19 protein-coding genes and 1 tRNA gene are annotated in these 25,488 nt (G+C 34.5%); 11 read left to right on the top strand and 9 right to left on the bottom strand.

Going from position 1 to position 25,488, the window contains the following annotated elements:
- Window positions 1-15: 15 nt before the first annotated feature.
- The 5 genes from ubiA to ACE38O_RS04705 all read right to left on the bottom strand — a co-directional run bounded on the left by ubiA (window position 16) and on the right by ACE38O_RS04705 (window position 8,371).
- Window positions 16-882, bottom strand: coding sequence for a 4-hydroxybenzoate octaprenyltransferase (ubiA, locus tag ACE38O_RS04725; RefSeq protein ID WP_374698424.1), 867 nt, complete (start codon window positions 880-882; stop codon window positions 16-18).
- Between the two features lie 3 nt (window positions 883-885).
- Window positions 886-1,302 (bottom strand): ribosome-binding factor A, encoded by a 417-nt coding sequence (locus tag ACE38O_RS04720; protein ID WP_374699088.1) that lies wholly within the window; start codon window positions 1,300-1,302, stop codon window positions 886-888.
- A 9-nt stretch (window positions 1,303-1,311) separates the two neighbouring features.
- Window positions 1,312-3,636, bottom strand: coding sequence for a translation initiation factor IF-2 (gene infB, locus ACE38O_RS04715; protein ID WP_374698423.1), 2,325 nt, complete (start codon window positions 3,634-3,636; stop codon window positions 1,312-1,314).
- A 9-nt stretch (window positions 3,637-3,645) separates the two neighbouring features.
- Entirely contained in the window at window positions 3,646-5,208 is a 1,563-nt protein-coding gene (gene nusA, locus ACE38O_RS04710; protein ID WP_374698422.1) for a transcription termination factor NusA, read from the bottom strand.
- An 88-nt stretch (window positions 5,209-5,296) separates the two neighbouring features.
- A complete protein-coding gene (locus tag ACE38O_RS04705) occupies window positions 5,297-8,371 on the bottom strand; it encodes an efflux RND transporter permease subunit (protein WP_374698421.1) in 3,075 nt (1,024 codons plus the stop codon).
- Window positions 8,372-8,546: 175 nt separating this feature from the next.
- Between ACE38O_RS04705 and ACE38O_RS04700 the strand changes: the two genes are divergently transcribed.
- Window positions 8,547-9,185, top strand: coding sequence for a hypothetical protein (locus ACE38O_RS04700; protein WP_374698420.1), 639 nt, complete (start codon window positions 8,547-8,549; stop codon window positions 9,183-9,185).
- Here ACE38O_RS04700 and ACE38O_RS04695 read toward each other — a convergent pair.
- Complete coding sequence (locus ACE38O_RS04695; protein ID WP_374698419.1) at window positions 9,168-9,926, bottom strand: glutamine synthetase; 759 nt, start codon at window positions 9,924-9,926, stop codon at window positions 9,168-9,170. The genes ACE38O_RS04700 and ACE38O_RS04695 overlap by 18 nt on opposite strands.
- Window positions 9,927-10,252: 326 nt before the next feature.
- Between ACE38O_RS04695 and dnaA the strand changes: the two genes are divergently transcribed.
- Window positions 10,253-11,635 carry a chromosomal replication initiator protein DnaA gene (gene dnaA / locus ACE38O_RS04690; protein ID WP_374698418.1) on the top strand — a complete coding sequence of 461 codons (1,383 nt, stop codon included), beginning with the start codon at window positions 10,253-10,255 and terminating at the stop codon, window positions 11,633-11,635.
- 27 nt (window positions 11,636-11,662) lie between these two features.
- On the opposite strand, the gene ACE38O_RS04685 is transcribed toward dnaA, so the two are convergent.
- Window positions 11,663-12,937 (bottom strand): metallophosphoesterase, encoded by a 1,275-nt coding sequence (locus ACE38O_RS04685; protein WP_374698417.1) that lies wholly within the window; start codon window positions 12,935-12,937, stop codon window positions 11,663-11,665.
- A gap of 190 nt (window positions 12,938-13,127) precedes the next feature.
- On the opposite strand from ACE38O_RS04685, the gene ACE38O_RS04680 reads away from it, so the two are divergent.
- The 8 genes from ACE38O_RS04680 to ACE38O_RS04645 all read left to right on the top strand — a co-directional run bounded on the left by ACE38O_RS04680 (window position 13,128) and on the right by ACE38O_RS04645 (window position 21,330).
- Window positions 13,128-13,215: transfer RNA gene (locus ACE38O_RS04680), tRNA-Leu, on the top strand.
- A 31-nt stretch (window positions 13,216-13,246) separates the two neighbouring features.
- Window positions 13,247-14,329: a GTP cyclohydrolase II gene (locus tag ACE38O_RS04675; RefSeq protein WP_374698416.1), complete on the top strand. Its 1,083-nt coding sequence runs from the start codon at window positions 13,247-13,249 to the stop codon at window positions 14,327-14,329.
- A gap of 72 nt (window positions 14,330-14,401) precedes the next feature.
- Complete coding sequence (locus ACE38O_RS04670) at window positions 14,402-15,082, top strand: virB8 family protein (RefSeq protein ID WP_374698415.1); 681 nt, start codon at window positions 14,402-14,404, stop codon at window positions 15,080-15,082.
- Window positions 15,069-15,869, top strand: coding sequence for a P-type conjugative transfer protein VirB9 (gene virB9 / locus ACE38O_RS04665; RefSeq protein WP_250295789.1), 801 nt, complete (start codon window positions 15,069-15,071; stop codon window positions 15,867-15,869). Before ACE38O_RS04670 ends, virB9 begins: the two co-directional genes overlap by 14 nt.
- A gap of 16 nt (window positions 15,870-15,885) precedes the next feature.
- The gene (locus ACE38O_RS04660; protein ID WP_374698414.1) at window positions 15,886-17,328 is read left to right on the top strand and encodes a TrbI/VirB10 family protein; all 1,443 of its coding nucleotides are present in this window, start codon (window positions 15,886-15,888) and stop codon (window positions 17,326-17,328) included.
- Window position 17,329: 1 nt separating this feature from the next.
- Entirely contained in the window at window positions 17,330-18,322 is a 993-nt protein-coding gene (gene virB11, locus ACE38O_RS04655; protein WP_374698413.1) for a P-type DNA transfer ATPase VirB11, read from the top strand.
- 30 nt (window positions 18,323-18,352) lie between these two features.
- The gene (locus ACE38O_RS04650) at window positions 18,353-20,368 is read left to right on the top strand and encodes a type IV secretory system conjugative DNA transfer family protein (RefSeq protein WP_374698412.1); all 2,016 of its coding nucleotides are present in this window, start codon (window positions 18,353-18,355) and stop codon (window positions 20,366-20,368) included.
- Window positions 20,369-20,490: 122 nt separating this feature from the next.
- Window positions 20,491-21,330, top strand: coding sequence for a P44/Msp2 family outer membrane protein (locus ACE38O_RS04645; RefSeq protein WP_374698411.1), 840 nt, complete (start codon window positions 20,491-20,493; stop codon window positions 21,328-21,330).
- A 165-nt stretch (window positions 21,331-21,495) separates the two neighbouring features.
- Here the strand turns inward: ACE38O_RS04645 and prmC are convergent, their stop codons facing one another.
- Both prmC and ispD read right to left on the bottom strand, forming a co-directional pair.
- A complete protein-coding gene (gene prmC, locus ACE38O_RS04640; RefSeq protein WP_374698410.1) occupies window positions 21,496-22,335 on the bottom strand; it encodes a peptide chain release factor N(5)-glutamine methyltransferase in 840 nt (279 codons plus the stop codon).
- 903 nt (window positions 22,336-23,238) lie between these two features.
- Window positions 23,239-24,441, bottom strand: coding sequence for a 2-C-methyl-D-erythritol 4-phosphate cytidylyltransferase (ispD, locus tag ACE38O_RS04635; RefSeq protein ID WP_374698409.1), 1,203 nt, complete (start codon window positions 24,439-24,441; stop codon window positions 23,239-23,241).
- 129 nt (window positions 24,442-24,570) lie between these two features.
- Between ispD and ACE38O_RS04630 the strand changes: the two genes are divergently transcribed.
- Window positions 24,571-25,482 carry an alpha/beta hydrolase gene (locus ACE38O_RS04630; protein ID WP_374698408.1) on the top strand — a complete coding sequence of 304 codons (912 nt, stop codon included), beginning with the start codon at window positions 24,571-24,573 and terminating at the stop codon, window positions 25,480-25,482.
- Window positions 25,483-25,488 lie beyond the last annotated feature (6 nt).

Raw genomic sequence — 25,488 nt, 5'->3', positions numbered from 1 at the left:
TTAGAGCCAAAACTCTTAAGACCTAAGTGATAGAATTCTATCTAAAAGAATGCCGAAAAAGAGCAGCAATCCTACGTAGGAATTATTTTTAAATATGGACATGCATTGACTGGAATCGTCAGGATTGAAATTTTTGTATTGGCGGTGAAACATGAACCCTACAGCAAGTAGAGCAATATAAAAGATGTTATTTAATGATGATAAGATACCAGCGTATAGCCACGCCATAAGAGATATTAAATAAAATCTTTTCAACCAAGATTTTGTTGTATTACCAAAATATAATGCGGTAGATTTCATTCCGAGTTTTTCATCATCTTTTTTATCTTGATGAGCGTATATGGTGTCATAGCTAAGTGTCCAAAAGACGCATCCTATATAAAACAGCAAGGATTCTATACTGATCTGGTTTATTATTGCTGCTGAGCCCATGAGCGATCCCATATTGAAGGTAAACCCTAAGAACAATTGTGGCCACCAAACATACCGCTTTAATAAAGGGTAAGTAGCTATCATACACATTGAGATTATTCCAAGTATGAGTGTGGTTTTATTAGTTAACAATAAAATTACCAAGGCGATAGATAGTAGCAGTGAGAGTAAAACCAAAGCCTGCTTTATGTTTAATGCACCACTTGCAAGTGGCCTATATTTTGTTCGTTCAACGTGCGCATCTATTTCCCTATCGAAAATGTCATTGATTATGCACCCTGCAGGTCTCATTAAAAATGCACCTATAGTAAATAAAACAAGGAGAAAAAGAGCCTGATACGATAGAGAAGTTGAGGCTAAAAGAATACCGCTCAAACTGGGAAATAGCACAAGCCACAAACCTGTTAAACTGTGCAGTCTCATTAATGAAAAGTAACGGTTGAAATACATTAATTAAGTGTGATTATGTAATATTTTGCTTACATTAACAAAATTACCGAACGCTAAATCAGGCTTGAAAATTAACTCAGGTATAAATCGCAAATCAACATAACACAATATAGATTTACGTATTGACCATGCAGATTGGTTCATTTCATTAACAACAGTGTTAATATCACAATTATCCTCAGAAGGATCTCCAGTGCGTGGTGCTGAAATCCATGTACTTTTTTCTGAATCTGAGTAGTCAGCTACTTGGATATTCAATGAAGATAACACAATATATACATCTGCTTTTTTCAAATCTTTACTTAATTTTACGTCAGATACCGCTACATTTTTATTGAACACCTTACCTTCCATTAGGACTCTTGATATTGCTCTATGCAATACCGATGCTATTTTTAGGTTTCTAATTTCCTTTTTCATATCCATCTACTATAACACCCTTTCTTCTTGCACTAATTGATAAGCTTCCAAAATATCTCCAACTTTAATATCGATATTACCCTCTAGTGATACTCCGCATTCAAAGTTTACACCTACTTCTTTAACATCATCTTTAAATCTACGTAGTGCTTTTAACTTTCCTTCATGCACCAATTTGCCACCACGCACTACCTTAATTAAAGAATCTTTTCTTATGACTCCATCACTTACGTAACATCCAATGATATTACCAGCTTTAGATACGTTAAATATTTGCCTCACAGATGCAGAACCAACACGAACCTCTCGTGTAACAGGCTTTAACATTTTAGTTAAATACATTCTCATGTCGTCAATGAGCTCGTATATTATGTTATAAGTATGTATTTCTACACCTTTTTGTTTTGCCAAGTCCCTTATTTTTGAGTCCACTTTTACATTAAAAGCTAAAATTACTGCACTTGATGCTTCTGCAAGCAGCACATCTGAATCTGTTATCCCTCCTACTGCTTTGTGTAGGATATTTAATTTCACTTGGTCTTTACCGAGTTTATCAATTGAACTTGATATTGCTTCAATAGAACCAGTTACATCGCACTTTAAAACTACAGATAGTTCTTCTGTTTCACTGTTATTACGACTGAATATATCTAAATTATTGTCGTCTGAATCTTCTTTCTTTTTCTTGATCAACTCTAGCCTGTATTCAACAATTTCACGCGCCTGCTTTTCAGAATTTACAACAACAAATTTATCTCCAGCATTTGGCACACCATTTAGACCAGTAATTTCAATTGGAGCGGAGGGTAGTGCTGCTTTTTCTCTTTGACCAAGGTGATTAACCATACTACGTACTTTGCTGTATGTTGTACCAACTACCAATATATCACCAACCTTTAACGTTCCTTCCTCAACTATCAATGTAGCTGATATTCCTTTCGCTTTATCTATTTTGGATTCTATTACCCATCCAAGTGCTCGACAATCTTCTATTGCTTCTAGCTTCATTAATTCAGCGATTAACAAAATCGCCTCTTCTAGTTTATCTAAATTAGTTTTCTTTTTTGCTGATACTGGCACAATCATAATATCACCACCAAGCTCTTCAGAGATGAGATCATATTGAGGCAAACTATTAATTATTTTTTCTACATCACCAGGTTCAGATTTATCAATTTTATTAATAGCAACTATAATAGAAACATTTGCTGCTTTTGCATGATTTATTGCTTCAACTGTTTGTTTCATGATTCCATCGTCAGCTGCAACTACTATTACGACTATATTAGTAATATTGGCACCACGTGCACGCATCGCAGTGAACGCTTCATGTCCTGGTGTATCAATAAAAGTAATTTTTTGCTTATCTTTTGTCGTTATTTGATAAGCACCTATGTGTTGAGTTATGCCACCTGACTCTCTTTCTGCAACATTAGATTCACGAAATGCATCGAGCAATGAGGTTTTACCATGATCGACGTGTCCCATAAAAGTGACGATTGGTGGTTTAGGTTTTTTAGGCAGGCTTTCTCTGCCTTCTATAAAAAATAAATCCTTTTCTCTGTTGGTATCGCTCACTCGTTTAGCCGTATGATTAAATTTTTCCACTATTTCAGATGCTATATCTGGATCCACCAGATCATCTACTCTATAACTCTCACCGACTTCTTCTTTGAACATTTTTAGCACACTCTTGCTATCTTCTGCCATACGAACAGATAACTCCCTGATAGTTATTTTGTCTGGTATAATAACTTCTCTTGATATATTTTTACCCTTAGTAAACTTTGACTTTCTACTTCTTATACCAAATCTTTGCTTAAATACAGGGGGTTGTTCAGTTTTTTCATCTATTGCCTGTGCAATTACCAGTTTAGAATGCTTAGAATATATATCTTTGTTGACTTTAGAAGACTTTTTATCGTCGCCCTCATAGTCAATATTATCTTCTCTTAGTTCAACTAAGTGAGTATTACTTAAAACTTTCTTATTTATTTCTTTAGATAAAGTGTCCGCTTCATTTTTCTCGTCAATCTCTTTATTGCTGTCTTCTTTTGCTGTTTTCTCTTTTTCTTCTCTCTGATTTCTTTCTTTCAGCAAAGCAGCATTCTGCACAGCATTAATGCGGAAAATTTGTTCTTTCTCTGTTAAAGAACCTAATTTACTCTCGTCAAATAAATTATGTTCTTCTGCATCATGAGATTTTTTTCTTCTTTTTTTTACTACTGTAGCTCCAGTACTTGGGCTAGCTGAAGAGTTTAAATTGAGGTCTAATTTAAGCTTGCTTAAGCCTTGGAGCGTTAATTTTTTATTACTGATATCTTCATTATTCATATTATTTTATTATATTAATCCAAGCTTTTTACGTGCTTCTATGATTATTGAGTCTACTGTATCTTTTAGATTTTCTTTACTATCAGCTGAGGAAGAGAGTATGCTGCAAAACTCATAACTTGATAAATCTGCTATGTCCTCTAAAGTCTTAATATCATGTTTACTAAGAGCAATTTTATTGTCTATTGATAAAGTTAAATTGATTACATCATCTTCCATACCTAGACTTTTTAGCTCTTCTATTTTTCTATCATTTTCTGCTTTCAGGTGCTTGTTTGCTCTGTTATGAAGTTCGTTTGCAATATCCTCATTAAAGCCCTCTATTGAAGCAAGCTCTTTAATTGAAGCGTTGGATATATCTTCTACGCTTGAAAAACCTTCTGTTACCAATAGCTGACCCATAATCTCTTCTAAGTTTAAAGCTTCAGCAAATAAAGCTGAACATTGACTAAGTTCTTTACTTCGCCTTTCTGATTCTTGCTGAGTGCTTGATATCTCAATTTTCCATCCAACAAGCTCTGAAGCTAATCTTACATTCTGACCCTTTTTTCCTATAGCTAAACTCAATTGATCTTCAGCAACTATTAACTCTATGCAATTTTCATTTTCATCAATAATAACCTTCGATACTTCCGCAGGAGTAATGGCTTTAATAACAAATTGACCCAAATCTGAAGAGTAATTTATAACGTCAATTTTTTCACCATTTAATTCGTGTATAATAGTTTTTATCCTATCTCCCTTAACTCCAACACAAGCACCTACTGGATCAATGTGCTTGTCAGGAGAGAAAACAGCAACCTTAGATCTTGAGCCAGCATCTCTAGCTATACCTTTAATTGTTACTAATCCGTCAGCGATTTCTGGTATTTCTTGATTTAATAGTCCCTCCAAAAAGCCTTCATGAGTTCTAGAAAGAATAATTTGACGTTCATCATCAGAGCGCTTAACAGTCTGTATGTAAGCTTTAACCTTATCACCTTCGCGAAATGATTCACCACCGGTTAAATTTCGCAAAGGAAGGTATGCCCTAGTGCCATTTATGTCTATAATAAGATCTGAATATTCTACTTGTTTAACAATACCATATCTTATTTCTCCCACCTTGTCTTTAAATTCCTCATATTGCTTTTTTGATTCTTCATCTTTAATTATTTGAGCAATCTTTTGCTGTGCAATTCTTGCTGAAGCAAGATCAGTGTTAAGAGAGAGCAATTCACTAACAGTATCGCCAACTTTTGCATCTCCTTTTATTAATTTAGCTTGTGTAAGCGTAATTGATTCATACTCGGTATTCTCTTCTTCATCTGATTCATCATCAATAACTTTTAGTTTCCTGTATGAAGTAACTTTGCCTGTATTTCTATCTATATTAACTACGATTTTACTTTTGCTGCCATATTTTTGATAAGCCACTGCTTCTATAGCACTTTCCAGTGCCTTTATTACAACATTAAAATCTAAACCTTTTTGAAGTGAAAGTTCTCCTGCTGTTTTTATTACATCAAGGCTTCCAACTATGTTATTCTTGTTACTTTTCTGCTTAACACTGCTTTTACGATTAGCAATCATAATAAATAAATCCAATGTAATTAGTTATAATTATAGCTTCAACGGGCAAAGAACGCTATCTTAAATGTTAAATGATTGCTAATTTAAGTCAAGTTTTTTCATGTCTTTGTATGACAAGCAACGCCGGAGTAAAGAATAAAGTTAAGACCGTTGCAGCCAATATTCCACTTGCTATGGTTGTTGAAATGTCAACCCACCACTGGCTTGATGGAGCATCATATGTGATTTGTAACGTAAAAAAATTGATATTTAACCTGGTAATCATTGGTATTAAACCAAGAACTGTGGTTGCAACGGTAAGCAAGATTGGCCTAATGCGAGAAATTGCAGCATTTATTACACATCGCTTGATGTCATTTTTGTATACCTTAATTTGGTGATGAAAGGCATCAAGCAATAGTATGTTATTATTTACTATAATTCCTGCTAAAGCAATTATCCCCACTCCACACATAACGGTTACGAAAACTTGTTGGATAAGAAAAAAAACAAAAAACACACATGTTGTGGACAAAAACACTGCTGTCATTACGATAAATGTATAGTATACATTATTAAATTGTGTCACTAATACCAATATCATTAATGTAATCGCTAATATAAAAGCCTTTAACAAAAATACTCCTGATTTTTGTTGATCTTCTTTGTCGCCTTTAAAATCAATTTTTACTCCCTTGTCCCAATCCTGGACAATAGAATTCTGAATGAACTTTACTCTTTCATTAACAAGATAGCCAGTATCTACATCAGCAGAAATTGTCACTGTACGTAATCCATCAATCCTATTTAGTTTGGTTACCTTTTTTTCTGGAGCATATTTTACTATGTTGCTCATAGGATACGGGCCATTAACTGTATTGATAAAAAGATTATCTATAGTCTTCATGTTGCGGTCCCTTCTGGGGAAACGGAGTACAATATCGATTTCTTCATCCGTGTTATTTGGTCTATATTTTCCAATCAACACTCCATTTGTAACCATCTTTATAAAATCACCAATGGTTGCAACACTTACTCCAGAACTTGTAGCTTTACTCTTATCAACACTCATATTCCACTCTATTTCAGGTGCTGATCTGCTATCTCGAATATTTATAAACCCGGATGAAGGTTGGTCCATAATTTTTAGAATTTTCTCTGCTGCTAAATTCAGATTGGATGCACTTCCGCTGAGGTTAATTTGTATTGGCTTGTCAGCCGACGGTCCTAACTTTTCCTCTTGAACATTAATTATTATTCCTTTCATGTCTTGCACACTGCTTCTTATATCGTTTAATATGTGCTTAGCTTTGCGCCTGAAGCGCCAATCCATAAGTTCTAGTTGAATTCTGGCGATAACGTTGTCTGAAAATGCTCCTGATCTAGCATAAGAAACATGAATTTCTTTTTCAACGCTCAAAATGCGTTCTTCCACTTCTTTGAGTATCAGATCTCGTTCTTTAGCTGATAAGCTTTCTTTTGCTTTAACACTGATTAAAATATTATCTGAATCCACTTTCGGAAAAAACTTCACTCCAGGACCAAAGGTAAAGTACAGCACACTAAATGAAAACAGGACGAATACAGTAGCACATATGAATTTTTTAGGATGATCTAAAACCTTCTCTAGCATGCGTATGTAAGCTCTTATTATAGGCCCAGCATTTTTTATCTCACCACTTTCTATAGCACTCATTTTTTTTATTTCTTTTTTTGAAGTTATCGAAGGCTTGCCAAATATTGCACCAAGTGTTGGTATAAAAACCAAAGCCATAATGAGCGATCCAGTCAAAGTTAGAATTATTGTAATTGGTATGTACTGCATGAATTTACCAACAGTATCAGGCCAGAATAATAGAGGAAAAAACACTGCTAATTTAGTTAACGTCGATGATAGAACCGGATAAAACATATCACGAACTGAAGTGTGAAAGGCTTCTACTTTGTCCATTCCGCAGATCATCTTTCTATCGGCATATTCGCTGATCACAATTGCATCATCAACCAGCATGCCAACAGCCATGATTAAACTGAAGAGCACAACGATATTTAAGGTTATGCCCATAAAGTAAAGAGCTATTATCCCAATGAGAAAGGAACCGGGTATCGAGAGTGCCACAAGAATAGCAATCCTTGTTCCCATAGAAAGCATCATTATGATCAATATTAACAACACAGCGAATATTATGCCGTTTTCCAAGTCATCAAGCACATCGCGGACGTTTTTTGACTGGTCATTTAAGTACACCACTTTTAAATTTTCAGGTAATTGATCTTTTGCCTTATCCATTAAGTATTTTACTTGATTTACTGTGTCTATTATGTTTTTTCCGTTACGTTTTGAAATTTCTAGCACGACACTAGGTAATCCATTAATGCGAGCAAACCCTTGGTGATCCTCAAACCTAGGGTATACTTTTGCTATATCTTTGATTCTCAAAACTGCATCGCCTTGAGATCTAATAGGAATATTCATAATATCTTCTATATCTTTTAATAACCCTGATATTTTAATCGAATATTTACCGGTATCATTTTCCAGTGACCCAGCTCCCACTAGTCTATTATTGCTTGATATAGCTTGGAATATTTCGTTTGATTGAATGTTATATTTTGTTAGAACTGTGGGCTCAATTATAACTTCCACTGTTTCTTTACGCACACCTGCCACTTCAACTTTGAGAACATTTGGCAGAGATTCTATTTCTTTCTTTAGCTTGCGTGCTATTTCAGTGAAAGCCCTTTCTGGCAGATTACCAATTAAGCCAACATTTAATATGGGAAATAGACTCAAATTTATTTCATTGATTATTGGAGATTCCGCTTCAACAGGTAACTTCGCTTTTATGTTTGAAAGCTTTGAACGGACATTATCGAGCACTTCTTTATTATTATACTCTGTTCCAAATTCGAGTATCATGTGAGCACCATCATTAGTTGCAAAAGCTCTCAATTCTTTTACACCTTCGATGGATCTTAGTTCATTTTCTATAGGAAGCACTAATAGCTTTTCACTATCTTGAGCAGAAATCCCAGGAAGTCCAACGAACACGCTGATTATAGGGATTTGTATGTCAGGGTTACTTTCCCTTGGCATTTTTACATAAACGTATGAACCGAAGATAAAAATTACTATAAGTAATAATACCACCGTCCTATTTCGCTCTATGAGTAAGCTCTGCATGTTGAATGTTAACTAAATATGTGCGTTTGTACAATATTATAGTCGAGATACGTTGCATATTAATTAATCCTTGTATAGCTTTAAAACTTTACGCAAATAATTAAAATTTTCGCAAAATTGCAAGTATAAGAAAATTTCTGTATAATAATTCTAGAACAGTATTTGAGAGGTTATTATGGTGGCAATTCTAAATATAACAAAAGGCAAAAATAAAGTTATTGTGTCTGGACTAGCTGGGGCTTTATCAGCTTTAATATTTTTAACAGCAATTCACATTGCCGCAAAGATAGCCATTATCGTTTCTGCTGCTGCAGTTACTTACTTATTACTTTTGCTGATTCATAAAATAAGAACTAAAAAAGAACAGCCTGCTGAAATTATTGGTGCTTCAGAAGATGAAGGGTATAGCAGTGTTGATGAAGGTGAAGAAAAAGATACCGTAAAAGAACCAAAAGGAACTGAAACTGAGCTAGAAGAAGAAATAATAAGGAAAAGAGCAGAAGAAAAAATGAAAAATGGACTACCTGAACATATGGATTTCAAAGGTAATTCACTTTCTAAAAGCGCTGATACTAAAGATAGTCATTCCGTTTCTAGTGCTACAAATGTTGTTATGGAACCTTTACCTAAACACATGGATGTGCTTGGTAATCCACTTCCTGAAAGACCAAGTGCAAATATTAGTATAGAATCTAAACCTGAGAGAAAACTATCTCCTGCAGAGTGGCTATTACAGCATGGGGTAAATAATGATGTGAGGGAAGTGCTAGAACGGCCAGCAAAGGGGTTTAACGGGTTAGGGTTTAACATGTAGTTGTTGTATTAAGCTCTTCATCTTATATTGAGAATCAGATGCAATGCCATACACTCTATTTGGCGGAGCAATTTTGTTCTCTATACCAAAAACTATACCTTCAATTATTGCTGTGAGTACTTTTTCAAGGTTACAGTCTGCTCCAGGAACACGGTGCTCTAGACGGCATCTTTTGGAATCGTTGCTAAAATAGGGAATTCTTATCGCAGCAGTTCTGTTATTTACTCCCCAACTAATTGTAGTTGGAGTATGAATATCCGGGTACTGAAATCTTAAATATGAATCATCATTTGGAGCAAAGAACAACATATGGTTTTTCATCATTGCACATAATCCACCAATACTGTGAATCAGATAGTCACTGTACTTTTGCTCATTGATATAAAAGAAGTTATCGTTATTTGAATTCACTAAATTAACATGCACATTTAATGCACTGCCTGCTCTATCCAAATAGGGCTTTGCTTTAAAAGAAACATTCCCACCTAGTTTTTGTGCTGTTTCAGTAAGTGATTGTTTTGCTAATTCAAAATGCTTAATTAAATTGTCGGAGTTCGTATAACAACCACTTTTTATCTCATATTGATGTGTAGAATTCTCCTTCTCGCAAGAAAATTCAAGAGATGCTATTTTATTTTTGATGCTACTCAGAAATAAATATTCTTTTTCTATTCCTTCAATGTAAAACTCTAGTTCAATACCGAATACAGCATGACAACTCAAATTATTTAATATAATCATAAATTTGCTTCAGTAAATCTATATTAGGTTAGCTATATTTATATGAATACTTTACTTATTTGCCAGTAAATTTAACATCTTATTTATACATAATGTATTACTATTTTTAATAGCATGCTTCTAATCCTCGATACAAGCGACATTTACAAATTTTTCATTTTTTTGAAATAGAAATGATCAATTTTAGTGTTTTTATACCCTTTACAACCCATCAAAAAATCACCATAATTTTTAGTATGTATTAAGTAGTATTAGCTTTTCATTTTGCAGTAAGCTATTGATTAGCTCATATTTTTCTAATTGTTGCTTTTTTCTTGGTGTGGTATATGAACTTAACTAGCCCTAAGGCTTCTACTATGTTTTTTGATCAGATTATTACAGTAACGGATCACAATGTTACTTGGGAAAAAATCCAAAATTGTCTTTATAATCTTTATGGAGAAGCAACATATAACAGCTGGCTGAGTTCGCTAAAATTTGTCAGTAGCAGAAATGGGGAAGTTCTTTTATCCGTGTCAACAAGGTTTATAAAAGAGTGGATTACAGTTCATTACATGAAAAAAATATTATCATTATGGCAAAGCGAAGATAAAAGCATACGTTCTATTGATATTCAAGTAATTGAGGAAAGGAATTCAAATTTTAATGTTATACTAAAAAACAGAGAGGAAAGTAATCATAATCTTGGTTCGCCGCTGGATCCAAGGTTCACCTTTGATAATTTTGTAGTGGGAAAGCCAAATGAATTAGCATTTACGGCGGCAAAGCGTGTGGCAGAATCTATAGATCCAATATTAGGCAGCAATCCTTTGTTTCTATATGGTGGAGTGGGACTTGGTAAAACACATCTAATGCATGCTATAGCTTGGCACATAGTCAATTCCCCATCAGAAAAAAGAAAAGTAGTATATTTATCAGCAGAGAAATTCATGTACCAATATATTACAGCGCTGCGAAGCAAAGATATTATGTTATTTAAAGAGCAATTTAGATCAGTAGATGTATTGATGGTAGATGATGTGCAATTTATCAGTGGTAAAGATAGTACACAAGAAGAATTTTTTCACACTTTCAATGCATTGATAGACCAAAATAAGCAATTGGTTATATCAGCTGATAGGTCTCCTAGTGATCTTGATGGAGTGGAAGAAAGAATAAGATCACGACTCGGTTGGGGGTTGGTGGCAGATATTAATGAAACAACTTTTGAATTAAGGCTTGGTATATTGCAGGCAAAAGTGGAGCAGATGAATATGTATGTTCCGAAAGATGTCCTAGAGTTTTTAGCAAGGAACATAAAATCTAATATAAGAGAATTAGAAGGAGCATTAAATAAGGTTACCCATACCTCATTAATTGGAAGAAGTATGACGGTAGAATCAGCTAGTGAAACCCTAATCGATCTTCTTAGGTCAAATCATAGGTCAATCACAATAGAAGAAATACAAAAAAAAGTAGCTGAATTTTTTAATATAAAGGTTGCAGATATGCAATCCAATAGAAGACTTCGCAGTCTTGCAAGGCCAAGACAAATAGCTATGTATTTTGCCAAAAAATTTACGCAAAAAAGCCTACCAGATATTGGGAGAAACTTTGGTGGCAGAGACCATGCTACCGTTATACATGCAGTAAAACAAGTAGAAAATTTTATAAAGACCGACTCAAAATTTGCTGATGAAATCAATCGATTAAAAAAAATGTTTAAGTAGCGTTGTTAAAATAGCTAATAACAAGTCCTAAAATGAATCGACTATAGTTTTAATACGTTTAAGTTTAAAATCTTCTGTTAGCTTCGCAGAATACATTTCCTTATTGTGTTGATTATAGAAGGTAAATTTGTGATCATCTAAGTTTAGTATTGCAAAGCCAAAACCGAAAAAGTTTCTAACCTCGTGTGCTAAGTAGTTTCTACCATTTGAATAGTCAAATTCTACATTTTGATAAACAGGCTCTTGATCTTGAGCGTGTAATAATGCACCACCGTTTCCAACTATAATCTGGTCTGGAACATTATCCATTAATAAAATCTGGGCTATATGAATGTGGCCAGAAACTATGGTAGTGACATTGCTTGGAAATTTATCTCCAAAAGCTTCAATTTGTGTAAGATTACCATGGCTTTTTAATGTCAAAAATTCTTTTTTTGGAGATCTCCAAAGCGGTTTATGAGTTAAAAACCACATGGGCTTGTCAGAACTATTTTGTATCAATTTATCAAATTGCCTCTCAAAAGCATCAATTGTGCTTTGGGTTGTAAAAATATCCTCACCGGATGAAGAGTCGAAGATAAAAAATTTCATCGGTCCAGCATCTAAGGACCAACTAGAAACGAAGTTTCCACATTTTTCAGACGAAAAGGGGTATGAATCTAGATACCTGAACCATCCTTCATAAGCTCTATCACAACTCTCATGGTTTCCACGAACAAAAAGGAAAGGGGATTGTGATAAAATATCCTTTGCAGGCTCAAACCAATCAGCGTACCAAACTTCTTTATTATATCCATAAATATCGCCACACTTTTTTGTATTTCTACATTTTGTTTGTCTATAATGATAATCACCAACATGGATAATTAAATCTGGTTTATGAAGGGCGATTGAATCTAAATTTTTTTTTAAAGGCCAGCTATCTACCGAATTACATTCCTGCTGAAATAACATATTTATTCTACAACCCGTGTCACCAATAAAAGCAATTTTATTAACCTTTTCTGGTAATATAGGAACTCGTAGATCCTCAATACTAATGTTTTTGGCACTTGTTTGTACTGTCAGTTCACAAACTGTTTCGTTATGATCACCATTGTTAATTGAGCTGCGATTCAGCATTTCTATTTCCTCGCCATCGACATAAACAATGGGACACATGTCATTGTCTGTAATTGCACGTATGCTTAATTTATTTTCTGGAATAACTTGAGACCATGTGTATAATATTTGTGCATGGACAGAATGAAAGCTGGTTATAAGAGATAGAGCTAAAAAAATAAAGATATTAGCTACATTCATTTGTATAAAAACCTAAGTTAAAAATTAGTAGTAAGGTTGTCTTAAATGATTAAAATTTATAATCACAAAATTCATAATCAAATTATACAAGTAATTTCTAAATTATTCTAGTATCAGATTGACACTCTAGATGAAAAATTCTAAAATGATTAAATAATTTAAAATAATTATATAAGAACTAGAATATAGTGCGGCCGTGGTGGAATTGGTAGACACGCAGCGTTGAGGTCGCTGTGGCTCATAAGGCCTTGGAAGTTCAAGTCTTCTCGGCCGCACCAGTTTTTTCATAGCTGCTTAATATGGGTAAAAATGTTTATAGGAAATCAGAGTAGCAATAAGGTAGAAAGAGCTATCAGCGAAATCAGGCGCGGTCGGCCAATTGTAATATATGATGAAAGTAATTACCTATTGTTTGCTGCTGCTGAGGCTTTAGAAAGAGATTTATTTAATCAATACAAGCTTATATCAAGTAATGTATATGTTACTTTAACTTCAAGTAAGGTAAAATACATATCTCAGAATAAAGAACATAACAGCAAACGTCTGTTGGTGAATAATTTTGATGAACTGCTCCCTTTAATAAACTGTTCAAAGGAAGATTGCATAAGAGAGTTGCAATGCTCAAAGACAATAGATGAATGTGCTATTGCCTTGCTTAAGTTCTCAGAATTATTGCCATACGCGTTAGTGACTGATATGACTTTTGAGAATAACCATGAAATGCGAAATTGGTGCGAGAAAAATGACGTTATTGCACTGGACACGTCATTCATAAATAATTTTCAAGAAAATCAGGATGTATATGAAGTGTGCAAAACATCATTATTTTTAAAACAGACTCAAGAAGTAAATATCATATCTTATAGAACAGAAAGTGGTGGAAGAGAACATCATGCAATTATCATTGGCAATCCAGATAAAGATGGCGAACCATTAGTAAGAATTCATTCTTCGTGCTATACGGGTGACTTGTTGGATAGCTTATCATGCGATTGCAGAAGTCAGTTACATCAAGCAATTCAAATGATAGCTGACTCTGGAAGTGGTATTATATTGTATTTGATGCAAGATGGAAGAGGCATTGGTTTAACTAATAAGTTAAGAGCGTACAGTGTGCAAAGAGGACATAATCTTGATACTGTTGATGCAAACAGAATATTAGGTTTTGAAGATGATGAAAGGAGTTTTGCTGTTGCAGCTAAAATGCTTAAGAAATTGAACATTAACAAAATCCAATTACTTACAAACAATGATAGGAAATTGTCAGAATTGGAAAGTAGTGGTATAGGAGTTACAAAGTGTCTACCACTTATTGTGGAACGTAATAAATATAACGATTCATATATGGAGACAAAGTTTGGTAAGCTAGGCCATAGATTAAGAGTTTTTTAGCTTTTTTGTTGTAACTACTTTGTTAATTTGCTATGTTTATTAACATAAGTTAAGATTTTTAGGAATACTAAAATGCTAAGATTTTTTAAGCGAGAAAAAAATACTGAATCCTTAGATAAGGATATAGATTGGAATTCAAACCGCTACAGCACAGTTATTGCTCAAAGGAATATTCTACTTTTATTTGCATTAATATTATTAGCAACGATCTCTATCAGCATATTAGTCATATTTAAAATTAGCACAAGTAGCACTATTGAGCCATTTGTTATAGAAATTGACAAGAAATCAGGAATAGTGCAATTGGTTGATCCTGTCACAGTAAAACAATATTCTGCAAATGAAGCGCTAAACGATTATTTTATTTCAGAGTATATAAAAGCAAGGGAGGTTTTTGATCCATATCATTATAATTATAACTATTATACAAAGGTGAGGTTGTTTTCCTCACCTAATGTGTATAATGAATTTAGAAATTATGTAGGATCACAGAATATGGATGATCTTTTTAATTTGTACTCATATACCAAAAGTGAATTTAAAATTCGCTCAATTCAAAAATTGGGTAACGATGCTCTTCAGGTGAGGTTTTTTGTGGAATTTATACGGAAAGATGGAAGTTCCACAAGAAAAAATAAGATAGTTATTATGTCATATAGATATGCATCGCTTGAAATGGATGATCAGCAAAGATATATTAACCCATTAGGATTTCAAGTTATTTCATATAGAGTAGATGATGAATATGTATAGGATATTATTAGTTTTAGCTTTACTTGTAAGTGGCAATTTAAACGCATCCATTAATTATAATGAGCCTATTTCTGTAGATAGTAGAATAAAGACTTTTGTGTATAGCCCTAATGAAGTATTTACGGTGGTTTTTAGTCAGGGTTACTATTCTTATATTGAATTTGCGGAAGGAGAAAAAGTTAAAAATATCGCTGTTGGTGATGCATCAAGTTGGAAAATTAATCCTTATGACAATAAATTGCTTATCATGCCATTTGAAGTTAGTAGTCGCACTAACATGATTATTACAACAACTAAAAAAAGAAATTACATTTTTGATTTAATCTCAAGGCCAAACTACGATAAATACCCAGATACTGATGCTAAGAAAGTGGGTCACGATTATTCTGCTGAAAAGGATATATCTTACGTAGTACGTTTTTATTATCCTCAAGAAGAAGGTGAATTTGATGTTGATTTAGATGAGGTTTCTTTACCTACTCAAATGCAATATACTACAGACAAGCCAGAAAAAATAATACAAGAAAATGATACGAAGTACAATTATACATATATTGATGAAGGTGGTAATGCGGATATAGTTCCGATTGAGCTATTTGATGATGGTTATTTAACCTATTTAAAATTTAGAAATAATAATAAAATACCTCAGATTTTTGTAGAAGAGGAGGATAAACCTTGTAAAAGGCTGTTATTTGATGATTATGTTATAATAAAAGGAGTACATAAAAAGCTATTTATGCGTTATGAAGATGGTGAAGTTGAAATTATAAATAGGTCACTTTAGCTGTGGTATATGCAATATGAATAAAGAAAGGCGTAACAATTCAGAAGATGAATCAGAAATAGAGAACAAGGTAGTAACAGTTGGCTCTAATCAAGGTCATAGGGCATTGATGGTCATTATTTTAGTGCTTCTGGTTGGTGGAGTGTATTATCTCTATTTTAGTCCTTCTCATAAAGAGGGTTCAGAAGTTATTAAAAAAGAGGAAACAAAGCAAAATGTTCAAGAATTGAAGGGAAAGTTGGAACAAGTTCCAGATAATGTAATGGTTCCTGAAAGAATAATAACTGATCCCTTACCACCCTTACCTCTTCTTCCTACACCACCAATCATACCAGAAATAAAACAAATTAGAAAAGAAGAAGAGAAACCAAAAGAAACTCCTGTGTCAAATATACCTATTTTGCCAAAGCAAAATTTTCCTTCTAGTAATGTTATGGGCAATTTACCTACCTCGTTTCCTACAATAGGGGGTGGCGGTTATCCTAGAGACAGACGTAGTGCACAAATGTTAACAATTTCAAGTGATGGTGGAGAGAATAAGGCTGCTGATGCTATTTTATCTGACACTTCAGCACAATCGAGCAAAGCTACCAGAGTAGGAAAGCTTGGTTTAATGGTTACTCAAGGTAAAATTATTGATGCTGTTCTTGAAACTGCAATAAACTCTGATCTGCAAGGAATGCTGCGTGCTATGGTGAGTAGAGATGTTTATGCAGAAACTGGTGATACAGTTTTAATACCTAAAGGCTCAAGATTGATAGGCAGTTATTCATTTGACTCGAATGTCGCAAGAGCTCGTGTAAATATAAACTGGAGTAGGGTCATTCTTCCTCATGGAATAGATATTGCTATCTCATCACTTAGTACTGACGAGCTTGGTAGAGCAGGGATAGCAGGAATAGTTGATAATAAAATAGTAAGTGCATTATTCTCTTCAGTGACACTTGCTGGTGTTTCAATTAGTGCGGCTGTTATAGGGCAAAAGGCTTCTAATCTCATTGATACGCTAACTGCCATGGATGCAGTGAAATCCATCACTGCAACTGAAATAGATTTTTATTCACTCAAAGATTTTATTACAGCAGCGGCAAGCATATCTAGTGACAAGTGGAAATTGGGTCTTGGAGCTATTGGAAAAATTCGGAATGCTAAAAACGAGCAAGAGTTGCTAAAAACAATGAAAGCGGAAATAGCAAAAGCACTAGAAATTGGGGAAGACAAGGTAAATATAAGCCTAGAAGACATAAATCAACTACTACAACAATTTCAAAGGAAAAGTAAGTCTGTTTATGATGAAGCAATCGGGAAATCAATCAATGATTTTTCTAAAGACATGCGAGATATAGTGGGCAGATATACAGATAAAAAACCAACTATTTATGTCGATCAAGGCACCGCATTGAAAGTATTTGTTAACCAGGATATAGTATTTCCTTCACAGGCAATATTAAATCAATGAAATGAATTATGCTGCACTTGATACATATTTGGAGCCATTACAGGGTATATTTCAAGAAGAAGGCGTAAATGAAATATCAATAAATAAGCCAAAGGAAGTATGGATTGAAAATCGCGGTGAAATAAGGTGCGAAAAATTAGAAGTATTCGATCTTAACCATTTGAAATCTCTTGGCAGACTGATTGCTCAAGCTACAGAACAAAAACTTAGCGAAGAAGCACCGTTACTTTCGGCAACATTACCAAATGGTTATCGTATACAGATAGTATTTCCACCAGCATGTGAACCTGATAAAGTAGTCATGTCGATTCGTAAGCCTTCTAGCATGCAATTAGCACTCGATGATTACGAAAAAATGGGGGCTTTTTCTGAAACTTTCACAGAAGCAACTGATAATCCAGTTGACCGTCATTTGGATTTACTGTTAAGGCAAAAAAAAATAAAAGAGTTTTTAGAATGTGCTGTAATAAGTAAGAAAAATATTATAATTAGCGGTGGAACTTCCACTGGTAAGACTACTTTTACTAATGCTACTTTGCGTGCTATTCCAACTGAAGAAAGAATTATTACTGTTGAGGATGCAAGGGAAATCGTTTTGAACGAACATCCCAATAAAGTCCATCTAATTGCCTCTAAAGGAGGGCAGGGCAGAGCAAAAGTAACCACTCAAGATTTGATAGAGGCATGCTTACGTTTAAGGCCAGAAAGAATAATAGTTGGTGAGCTCCGTGGAGCGGAAGCTTTTAGTTTTCTTAGGGCGATAAATACTGGTCACCCTGGATCAATATCAACCCTTCATGCGGATAGTCCAACAATGGCTCTTGAGCAAATAAAATTGATGGTTATGCAGGCAAATCTTGGCATTCCTCCAGACCAAATTATACCATACATTAGAAATGTGATTGATATTGTTATTCAGCTAAAAAGAACCGGTGGGGGCAAAAGAAGCATTTCTGAGATATTATTTACTAGATCTGCGAGCGAAAATGCTTAAATTTATACATAAGTTAAAAAAGAGTAGTTTATGAGTAATGGAAATCACCTACGTAATATTCTCATAGGAGGTGTAGTAGCTTTTAGCGTACTTGAGTTTTGCTTCTATCTATCTGGTATATTGTTCTTTCTATTGGTTGACGGTCCGGATGCTGTGGATTTTAAGGCAATTAATCCTAGTTTGACACCTTTCCCTCAAGCTCTCTGGCCAACAATTTTTGACCATATACAATGGTGTTGGCATCATCCAGAGCTATATAGCCCTGAGCTTAAAATTAAATTAATTGCATCTTCTACAATGCCTATTGTTGTTTTAATGATTATTTTATGGAATTTAAGAGAAAGGATAATCGAGTGGCGACCATTTAAAAAGAAAGAATCACTTCATGGAGACTCAAAGTGGGCATCAGAGAAAGACATACGAAAAGCAGGATTAAGAAGCAAAAAGGGATTATTGCTTGGTAAAGATAAAAGAGGATACTTTATTGCTGATGGGTTTCAGCATGCATTGTTATTTGCACCTACAGGTGCTGGTAAGGGTGTTGGCTTTGTAATTCCTAATTTATTATTTTGGACTGACTCGGTAATTGTACACGACATAAAATTAGAAAACTATGAAATAACAAGTGGTTGGCGAGAACGACAAGGACAAAAAGTATACGTATGGAATCCAGCGCAGCCAGATGGAATAAGTCACTGTTACAATCCATTACAATGGATTAGTAAAAAACCTGGGCAGATGGTTGACGATGTGCAAAAAATAGCTAACCTCATCATGCCTGAACAAGACTTTTGGCAAAATGAAGCAAGAAGCTTATTTGTTGGAGTGGTGTTATACTTACTTGCTGCACCAGAGAAAGTTAAATCTTTTGGTGAAGTTGTGCGTACGATGCGTAGTGATGACGTAGTTTATAATCTTGCTGTTGCTCTTGATACAATGGGTAAAATACTACACCCTGTAGCATATATGAATATTGCAGCTTTTTTACAAAAAGCTGATAAAGAAAGATCGGGTGTTGTCTCAACCATGAACTCATCGCTTGAATTGTGGGCAAACCCATTGATTGATACTGCAACTGCGTCAAGTGATTTTAATATTTTAGATTTTAAAAAGAAGAAAACTACAGTTTATGTTGGTTTAACTCCTGACAACTTGACTAGGCTCAGGCCTTTAATGCAGGTTTTTTACCAACAGGCAACTGAGTTTTTATGTAGAAAATTGCCATCGGATGACGAGCCTTATGGCGTATTGTTTTTAATGGATGAGTTTCCTACACTTGGAAAAATGGAGCAATTTCAAACAGGTATTGCATATTTTCGTGGTTATCGAGTTAGGTTATTCTTAATTGTTCAAGATACTGAGCAGCTCAAAGGAATATACGAAGAAGCAGGAATGAACTCCTTTTTGTCAAACTCGACTTACAGAATAACTTTTGCAGCCAATAATATTGAAACAGCTAATTTAATATCGCAACTTATAGGAAACAAAACTGTACAACAAGAATCGTTGAATAAGCCTAAATTTTTAGATTTAAATCCTGCTTCAAGGTCGTTACATATCTCTGAAACACAGAGGGCATTGCTATTGCCTCAAGAAGTTATTATGTTGCCACGCGACGATCAGATAATTTTAATAGAGTCAGCTTACCCAATTAAATCAAAGAAAATTTTGTACTATAGTGATAGCACCTTCACAAAAAGACTGCTCAAGCAAACTCGTGTGCCTACACAAGAACCATATGATCCAAACAAAGTTCTTTCTGCCACTGCGAGCAAAGATAAGGTTAATAACGAGGGGAATAATGCTCTTGAGGGGCATAATTCAGTTGATTATCCTGCTGAAACTAAAACCGAAGATGCAGTGTATGATGAATCAGATGAATTTGCAGACGAAGATATTGATGATGAAGATATTGACGATAAGTTTGAAGATGATGATGATGGGTTTGATGACGAGAGGAGCGATGATGGGTTTGATGACGAAGACGAGGAGGATGAATTTGAAGATGAGGATATTGACGATAAATTAAAAAATGATCAAAAATAAAGGTTGATTTTGCCTATTTTTATCTCAGGAAAGTGCAAGTTATGCAAGTAATTAGGTTTTTCACATTAAACCATTTTTAATTAATTAGTATTAGATTAGCTATTTTAACTAGGGAAGTAGTAATGATTAGTAAAAAAACATTAGCGGTTACAGCACTTGCTTTGCTGTTGTCACAACAATCTTTTGCAAGTGAAACAGAAGGGTTTTACTTTGGTAGTGGGTATTACGGTCAATTTTTAAATGGCATGGGTGAGTTGAAAGCAAAAATTGGAGATACTGCTGCTACAGCTGACAATAAGGTATCTATAAATGACAGGAGTGCTCAGAGCACAGAAGGTCAATTACTAAGTAAGTATAAAGGAGATTATAACCCACCTTTTGCTGCAAATGTAGCATTTGGTTACACAGGAGAATTGGGTAACAACAGCTACAGAGCTGAATTAGAAGGAATGTATTCTTCCATAAAAGTGGATAATATTGGTTTAACAAACGGCCAGATGACAATATCCTACACAAAGGATAGCGGGAAGTATGGGGCAATAGTCAATCATGACCAGGTTGAAAATGCATCTATAATGGCAAACGTTTATCATCATTGGAAAAGTGACCATTTCTCTTTTTCTCCTTATGTTGGGGTTGGAGTCGGTGCAACAAGAATGACAATGTTTGAAAAATCGTCAATAAGACCCGCAGTTCAATTAAAAGCTGGCCTTGATTATCGCATAAACGAAGATGTAAATATGCATATTGGATATAGAGGTTTTGGTGCTATTGGTAGCAGTGAGTACAAACTAGACACCTTAAAGTGGGATTCCACATTTGATAATGGCAAAGGTAAGCTAAAAGGTAAAATGGTTGAACAAGCAGGTGGTAATCCAGTATCTACTACCATACAGAACTGCTTTTTTCACACACACGGCATAGAGGCTGGCCTTACTTTCCACTTTGCCAGCAAAGCCTAACCCTTTTAAGAAATGCATGGCTAACCAAAACCGTTCCTGTCATCCTATGGCTTGACCATAGTAAATATAGATCCAAGTAGTCACGCTACTTGGATGACTAGGTAGAGGGTACTGGGATGACATAGGATAATATGGGATGAAGGAGATAATACAAGAAAACATTAGCTATGTTTTTTGCATAACAATGCACCTCTTCATTCCTGCCAAATCATATACGTATTCTTGAAAAGCTAATTCGTATGAGGGTATTATTTTGTCAATATCATTTTGATCTTCACCTATCTCCAATATCGCAAACCCATTTTTTTTAAGACACCTCCTTAATATTGAAAAAATACTCAAATAACAACTCAGACCATCAATACCACCATCAAGAGCAATTCTTGGTTCCTTTTGCACTTCGGCTTGTAAGTCTTTTAATTTGCTTCTTTTAATATATGGAGGATTGCTAATTATCAGATCAAATGAACCTCTGCACTCTGTCCATGAGCTTGGAAATATTTTGGCTCTGCTGAGAAAATCATGTTTCTTTGTGTTCTGATAGGCAATTTTGTATGCTTCCAAGCTTTTTTCAAAACCGACGCCAACAGCATATTTATACTCACTAAGTACGGATATCAATAAACAACCTGTGCCTGTACCAAAATCTGCAATTTTTAGTCTCTGCTTTTTATTTGGGTAATATTTTAACACCGTTGAGATTAGTGTTTCACTATCTGGTCTTGGATCCAAAACATGCTGGTTAACTATAAAATTTTTACTCCAGAATTCACGATTACCTATTATTTGCGATATTGGATATCTTTCCGCTCTTTTTTTTGTTAATTTCCAAAATAAAAGTTCTTTCTCCATCGGCACTTGATCAGCATGGTTCATAATTATGAATGATCTTTCCACTCCAAGTACGTGCTGCATGATGATTTCACAATCTAAATGTGGTGATTCAACTTTATGTGACAATAATAACTCCGATCCTTCTTGAATTAAAGTGCTGATTGTTTTCATTATTCTAAAAATGTGTTCCTTTCAGCCATAAACGATGAGTATATATAGCTAACTTAAATAAGGCTTACCTTCTCTGTCATCCTATGGCTTGACCATAAGATCTAGTTAAAAAAAATTCTAGATTCCAGTGTCAGCTACTTGCATGACACCATTTGCTATGCGGATTACCTTAGCCTAGAATAACTGCATCAGATCCCAGCGTCAAGCACTGGGATACTTAACCGTCATACCGCCGCGGTATCTCTTAGCCGCTAACACGTAGCAGGATGACGAGGTTATCGTCATACTACCACGAACCGTCATCCGCCACGAACCGTCATACCGCCGCGGTATCTCATCCGCTAACAAGCAGCGGGATGACAGCAATCCTACGTCATACCGCGATTCATTCGCGGTATCTCTAACGCTAACAAGTAGCAGAATGACGGTTGTCGTTTAGCTACAAACATTAAGAAATTTACCAAATGAAGAAAAAAGGCAAAAGAAGCCCTAGTCATTGTCTATTTTCAGTATTGGCGTTTTTTTAAGTCTTAAACACTGCAATTTAGCTGCTTTTAAGTGCAACTCACCTTAGTTCAAATGTTTAAGAAATTTACTAAGCAGAAAAAAAGGCAAAAGAAATCCCGTGTTAGCTAGTTGTCACTCTCTAATCCTGCAAATTGGCGTACTATACTGTCTTAAACGACTTATAAGCGCGTTTCAGCTTATATAGGTAAAAACCCAGAAATGTTGTGAAGACATAAGGTGCACATAGTGCAAAAAATTAAAAATAAGACGCCAACTACGTTGTTTTCTTGCTGTTTAATCTGCACAGATGAAGATAACTGAATACCTTCAGTTTTATGATAAGGGGGCTGGCGAAGGGTGTCAAGCAAGTTTTTCGTTTCTATTCCCAATGCTCTGTCAAGAGTTCGTTATGTGGTTATGCAATAACACAGAAGCATATGCTGCTATTCCTTCGTTTCTTCCAAGAGAACCTAATTTTTCTGCAGTGGTTGCTTTGACATTTACGAATTCATCATTAATTTCTAATACTTTTGATATGAATTTCCTCATTTCTACTTTGTAAGGCGATATTTTAGGCTCCTCACAAACTATAGTAATATCTAAATTAGATATACTGTACCCTTTTTCCTTTGCTTTTTTAGCAGCAAAATCAAGAAAGTGAGATGAATTGCAATCTTTCCATTCAGAGGAAACAGGAGGAAAGTGCTCTCCTATGTCGCCACACCCTAGTGCTCCGAGTATTGCATCAACGATTGCATGTATTGCAACATCACCATCTGAATGTGCTTCTATTGCCATATTGTGCTCAATTTCTACACCGCAAACTTTTATAGAGCTCTTAACCTTATCTTGAGCTTTAACGAACTTGTGTATGTCATAACCAGCTCCTACAAGGAATTTTGGCTCTTCAAAGAGAAGCTTTGCCATATTGATATCCTCCTTTGTGGTTAACTTAAAATTGCTTTTTTCACCTTTAATAATCGTAACATGTTTTTTGTGCTCTACCATTAACGATGAATCATCAGTAAATTCTTTGACTGATTGATGGCATGATAATAATTCTTTGAAATTAAAAATTTGAGGAGTTTGTATGGCTCTAAGTTTTCCTCTTGAAATCGTGGATTCAATGAAATCATCATTCACCAATGACATAGTATCTTCGACTTCTATTGCTGGAACTACTCCTGCATGTTGGTCATTAATCATAGACTGAGCTAAGTTATCTATCAAAACATTTGACACAAAAGGCCTACAAGCATCGTGTATAACTACAAAATCTGGGTTAATTTTTTGTAAGCTTTCAAGCCCTAGTTTAACTGAACTTTGCCTACTTTCTCCTCCGTATATTGGACTTAGTAATTTAGTGTCTGTAATTAGTGATATAGCTTTCTCATAGAAATTTTCATGGTTTCTATTAATTGCTACTCTTATGTAATCTATATATTGGTTAGCCAGAAATTTTCTAATTGTATGAAATAAAACAGATTTACCTGCCAGTTTTATATATTGCTTAGGAATCGTAGAATTGCATCTACTGCCTACTCCTGCTGCAACTATTAATGCTGCTATCTTGTATTTCTCAAATTTGTTAGCGCACATATTTATTACTTTTAGCGTAAGTGTATGATAGCAGGCTATCTAAAGTTTTAATAAGGTTAGAAAGGTTGAAAAAACTTTAAAAATAGTATATTATCTTACTAAGTATAATACACTATTAAGAGGGAAATAATGCATATTACTCAGTATAATAAAAAAGATGAGATACACCTTATATTTTTCCATGGAATAGGAGACAATTATAAAAACGCTCAACAATTCTCACAGTCTTTATGTATAGAAAACAGGATAAAAGCTGTCCCTCACGCACATAAATATCCGAATGCATTTCAGAACTACATAATTTATGCCGCAGCTAGCTTTTTATTCCTTGGAGCATCCGTATTAGCGCCCATTGCAATATTACTTATGAATCCAATAACAACTGGAGCAGTTGGTTTAGCAAGCTTAGCAGCTTTAACTTGTATTTTTTTATCTGTATCACTTTTTATTATTCCATTTGCCAATAGAAATCAAAACTTGTCTAAATCTTCAATAGAACAAATCAATCAATTAATAAATGAAGGTATAAAATTGGAAAACATTGTACTTGTCGGCCATTCCTTTGGAGGAGCAATTGCGTCAGCAGTTTTGAAGCATTTTGCAGATAAAAACATTAAACTCAGAGATGTTGTTTTTACTAGCACTTTCAGCTCTTTTCATACAGCAATAAGGCATTTTCCAATCCCTCAAACAAAAATTTTAAGTATATTGCCTCCATTTCTCTTAAAAAAATTGCTAAAGGCTTTAGATCTAGATTTTGATCTAGTGAACGATATACGAAAGTTGCGAGATGAGGGAAAATTAAACACGCCAATAACAATTATAAATCATGCTAAAGACAAATTAATACCACAGCCTGCACAATTGGCACATGCAATAGAAAATGATGGGTTGTTGCGTAGGGATTTGATCAAGACTGTTAATTTGAAAGGATTTGAATATGACCCACATAACGGAGTTTTATCCAGTCAAGAACTTGGTGAAGGATTAACTGAAGTGGCACTTAAGAAAATTGATATTGATGAAGTAATGAATAGATAGCATCAA

Source organism: Wolbachia endosymbiont (group B) of Limnophora tigrina, from assembly GCF_964263235.1.
Taxonomy (GTDB): Bacteria; Pseudomonadota; Alphaproteobacteria; order Rickettsiales; family Anaplasmataceae; genus Wolbachia.
The sequence above is the reverse complement of the archived record's forward strand: the minus strand, read 5'-3'. Positions and strand labels throughout refer to the sequence as shown.

Bases quoted from the DNA above. Each gene is read 5' to 3' on its own strand.
- ubiA (WP_374698424.1), bottom strand. From the start codon at position 882: ATGTATTTCAACCGTTACTTTTCATTAATGAGACTGCACAGTTTAACA.
- ACE38O_RS04720 (WP_374699088.1), bottom strand. From the start codon at position 1,302: ATGAAAAAGGAAATTAGAAACCTAAAAATAGCATCGGTATTGCATAGA.
- infB (WP_374698423.1), bottom strand. From the start codon at position 3,636: ATGAATAATGAAGATATCAGTAATAAAAAATTAACGCTCCAAGGCTTA.
- nusA (WP_374698422.1), bottom strand. From the start codon at position 5,208: ATGATTGCTAATCGTAAAAGCAGTGTTAAGCAGAAAAGTAACAAGAAT.
- ACE38O_RS04705 (WP_374698421.1), bottom strand. From the start codon at position 8,371: ATGCAGAGCTTACTCATAGAGCGAAATAGGACGGTGGTATTATTACTT.
- ACE38O_RS04700 (WP_374698420.1), top strand. From the start codon at position 8,547: ATGGTGGCAATTCTAAATATAACAAAAGGCAAAAATAAAGTTATTGTG.
- ACE38O_RS04695 (WP_374698419.1), bottom strand. From the start codon at position 9,926: ATGATTATATTAAATAATTTGAGTTGTCATGCTGTATTCGGTATTGAA.
- dnaA (WP_374698418.1), top strand. From the start codon at position 10,253: ATGAACTTAACTAGCCCTAAGGCTTCTACTATGTTTTTTGATCAGATT.
- ACE38O_RS04685 (WP_374698417.1), bottom strand. From the start codon at position 12,937: ATGAATGTAGCTAATATCTTTATTTTTTTAGCTCTATCTCTTATAACC.
- ACE38O_RS04675 (WP_374698416.1), top strand. From the start codon at position 13,247: ATGTTTATAGGAAATCAGAGTAGCAATAAGGTAGAAAGAGCTATCAGC.
- ACE38O_RS04670 (WP_374698415.1), top strand. From the start codon at position 14,402: ATGCTAAGATTTTTTAAGCGAGAAAAAAATACTGAATCCTTAGATAAG.
- virB9 (WP_250295789.1), top strand. From the start codon at position 15,069: ATGAATATGTATAGGATATTATTAGTTTTAGCTTTACTTGTAAGTGGC.
- ACE38O_RS04660 (WP_374698414.1), top strand. From the start codon at position 15,886: ATGAATAAAGAAAGGCGTAACAATTCAGAAGATGAATCAGAAATAGAG.
- virB11 (WP_374698413.1), top strand. From the start codon at position 17,330: ATGAATTATGCTGCACTTGATACATATTTGGAGCCATTACAGGGTATA.
- ACE38O_RS04650 (WP_374698412.1), top strand. From the start codon at position 18,353: ATGAGTAATGGAAATCACCTACGTAATATTCTCATAGGAGGTGTAGTA.
- ACE38O_RS04645 (WP_374698411.1), top strand. From the start codon at position 20,491: ATGATTAGTAAAAAAACATTAGCGGTTACAGCACTTGCTTTGCTGTTG.
- prmC (WP_374698410.1), bottom strand. From the start codon at position 22,335: ATGAAAACAATCAGCACTTTAATTCAAGAAGGATCGGAGTTATTATTG.
- ispD (WP_374698409.1), bottom strand. From the start codon at position 24,441: ATGTGCGCTAACAAATTTGAGAAATACAAGATAGCAGCATTAATAGTT.
- ACE38O_RS04630 (WP_374698408.1), top strand. From the start codon at position 24,571: ATGCATATTACTCAGTATAATAAAAAAGATGAGATACACCTTATATTT.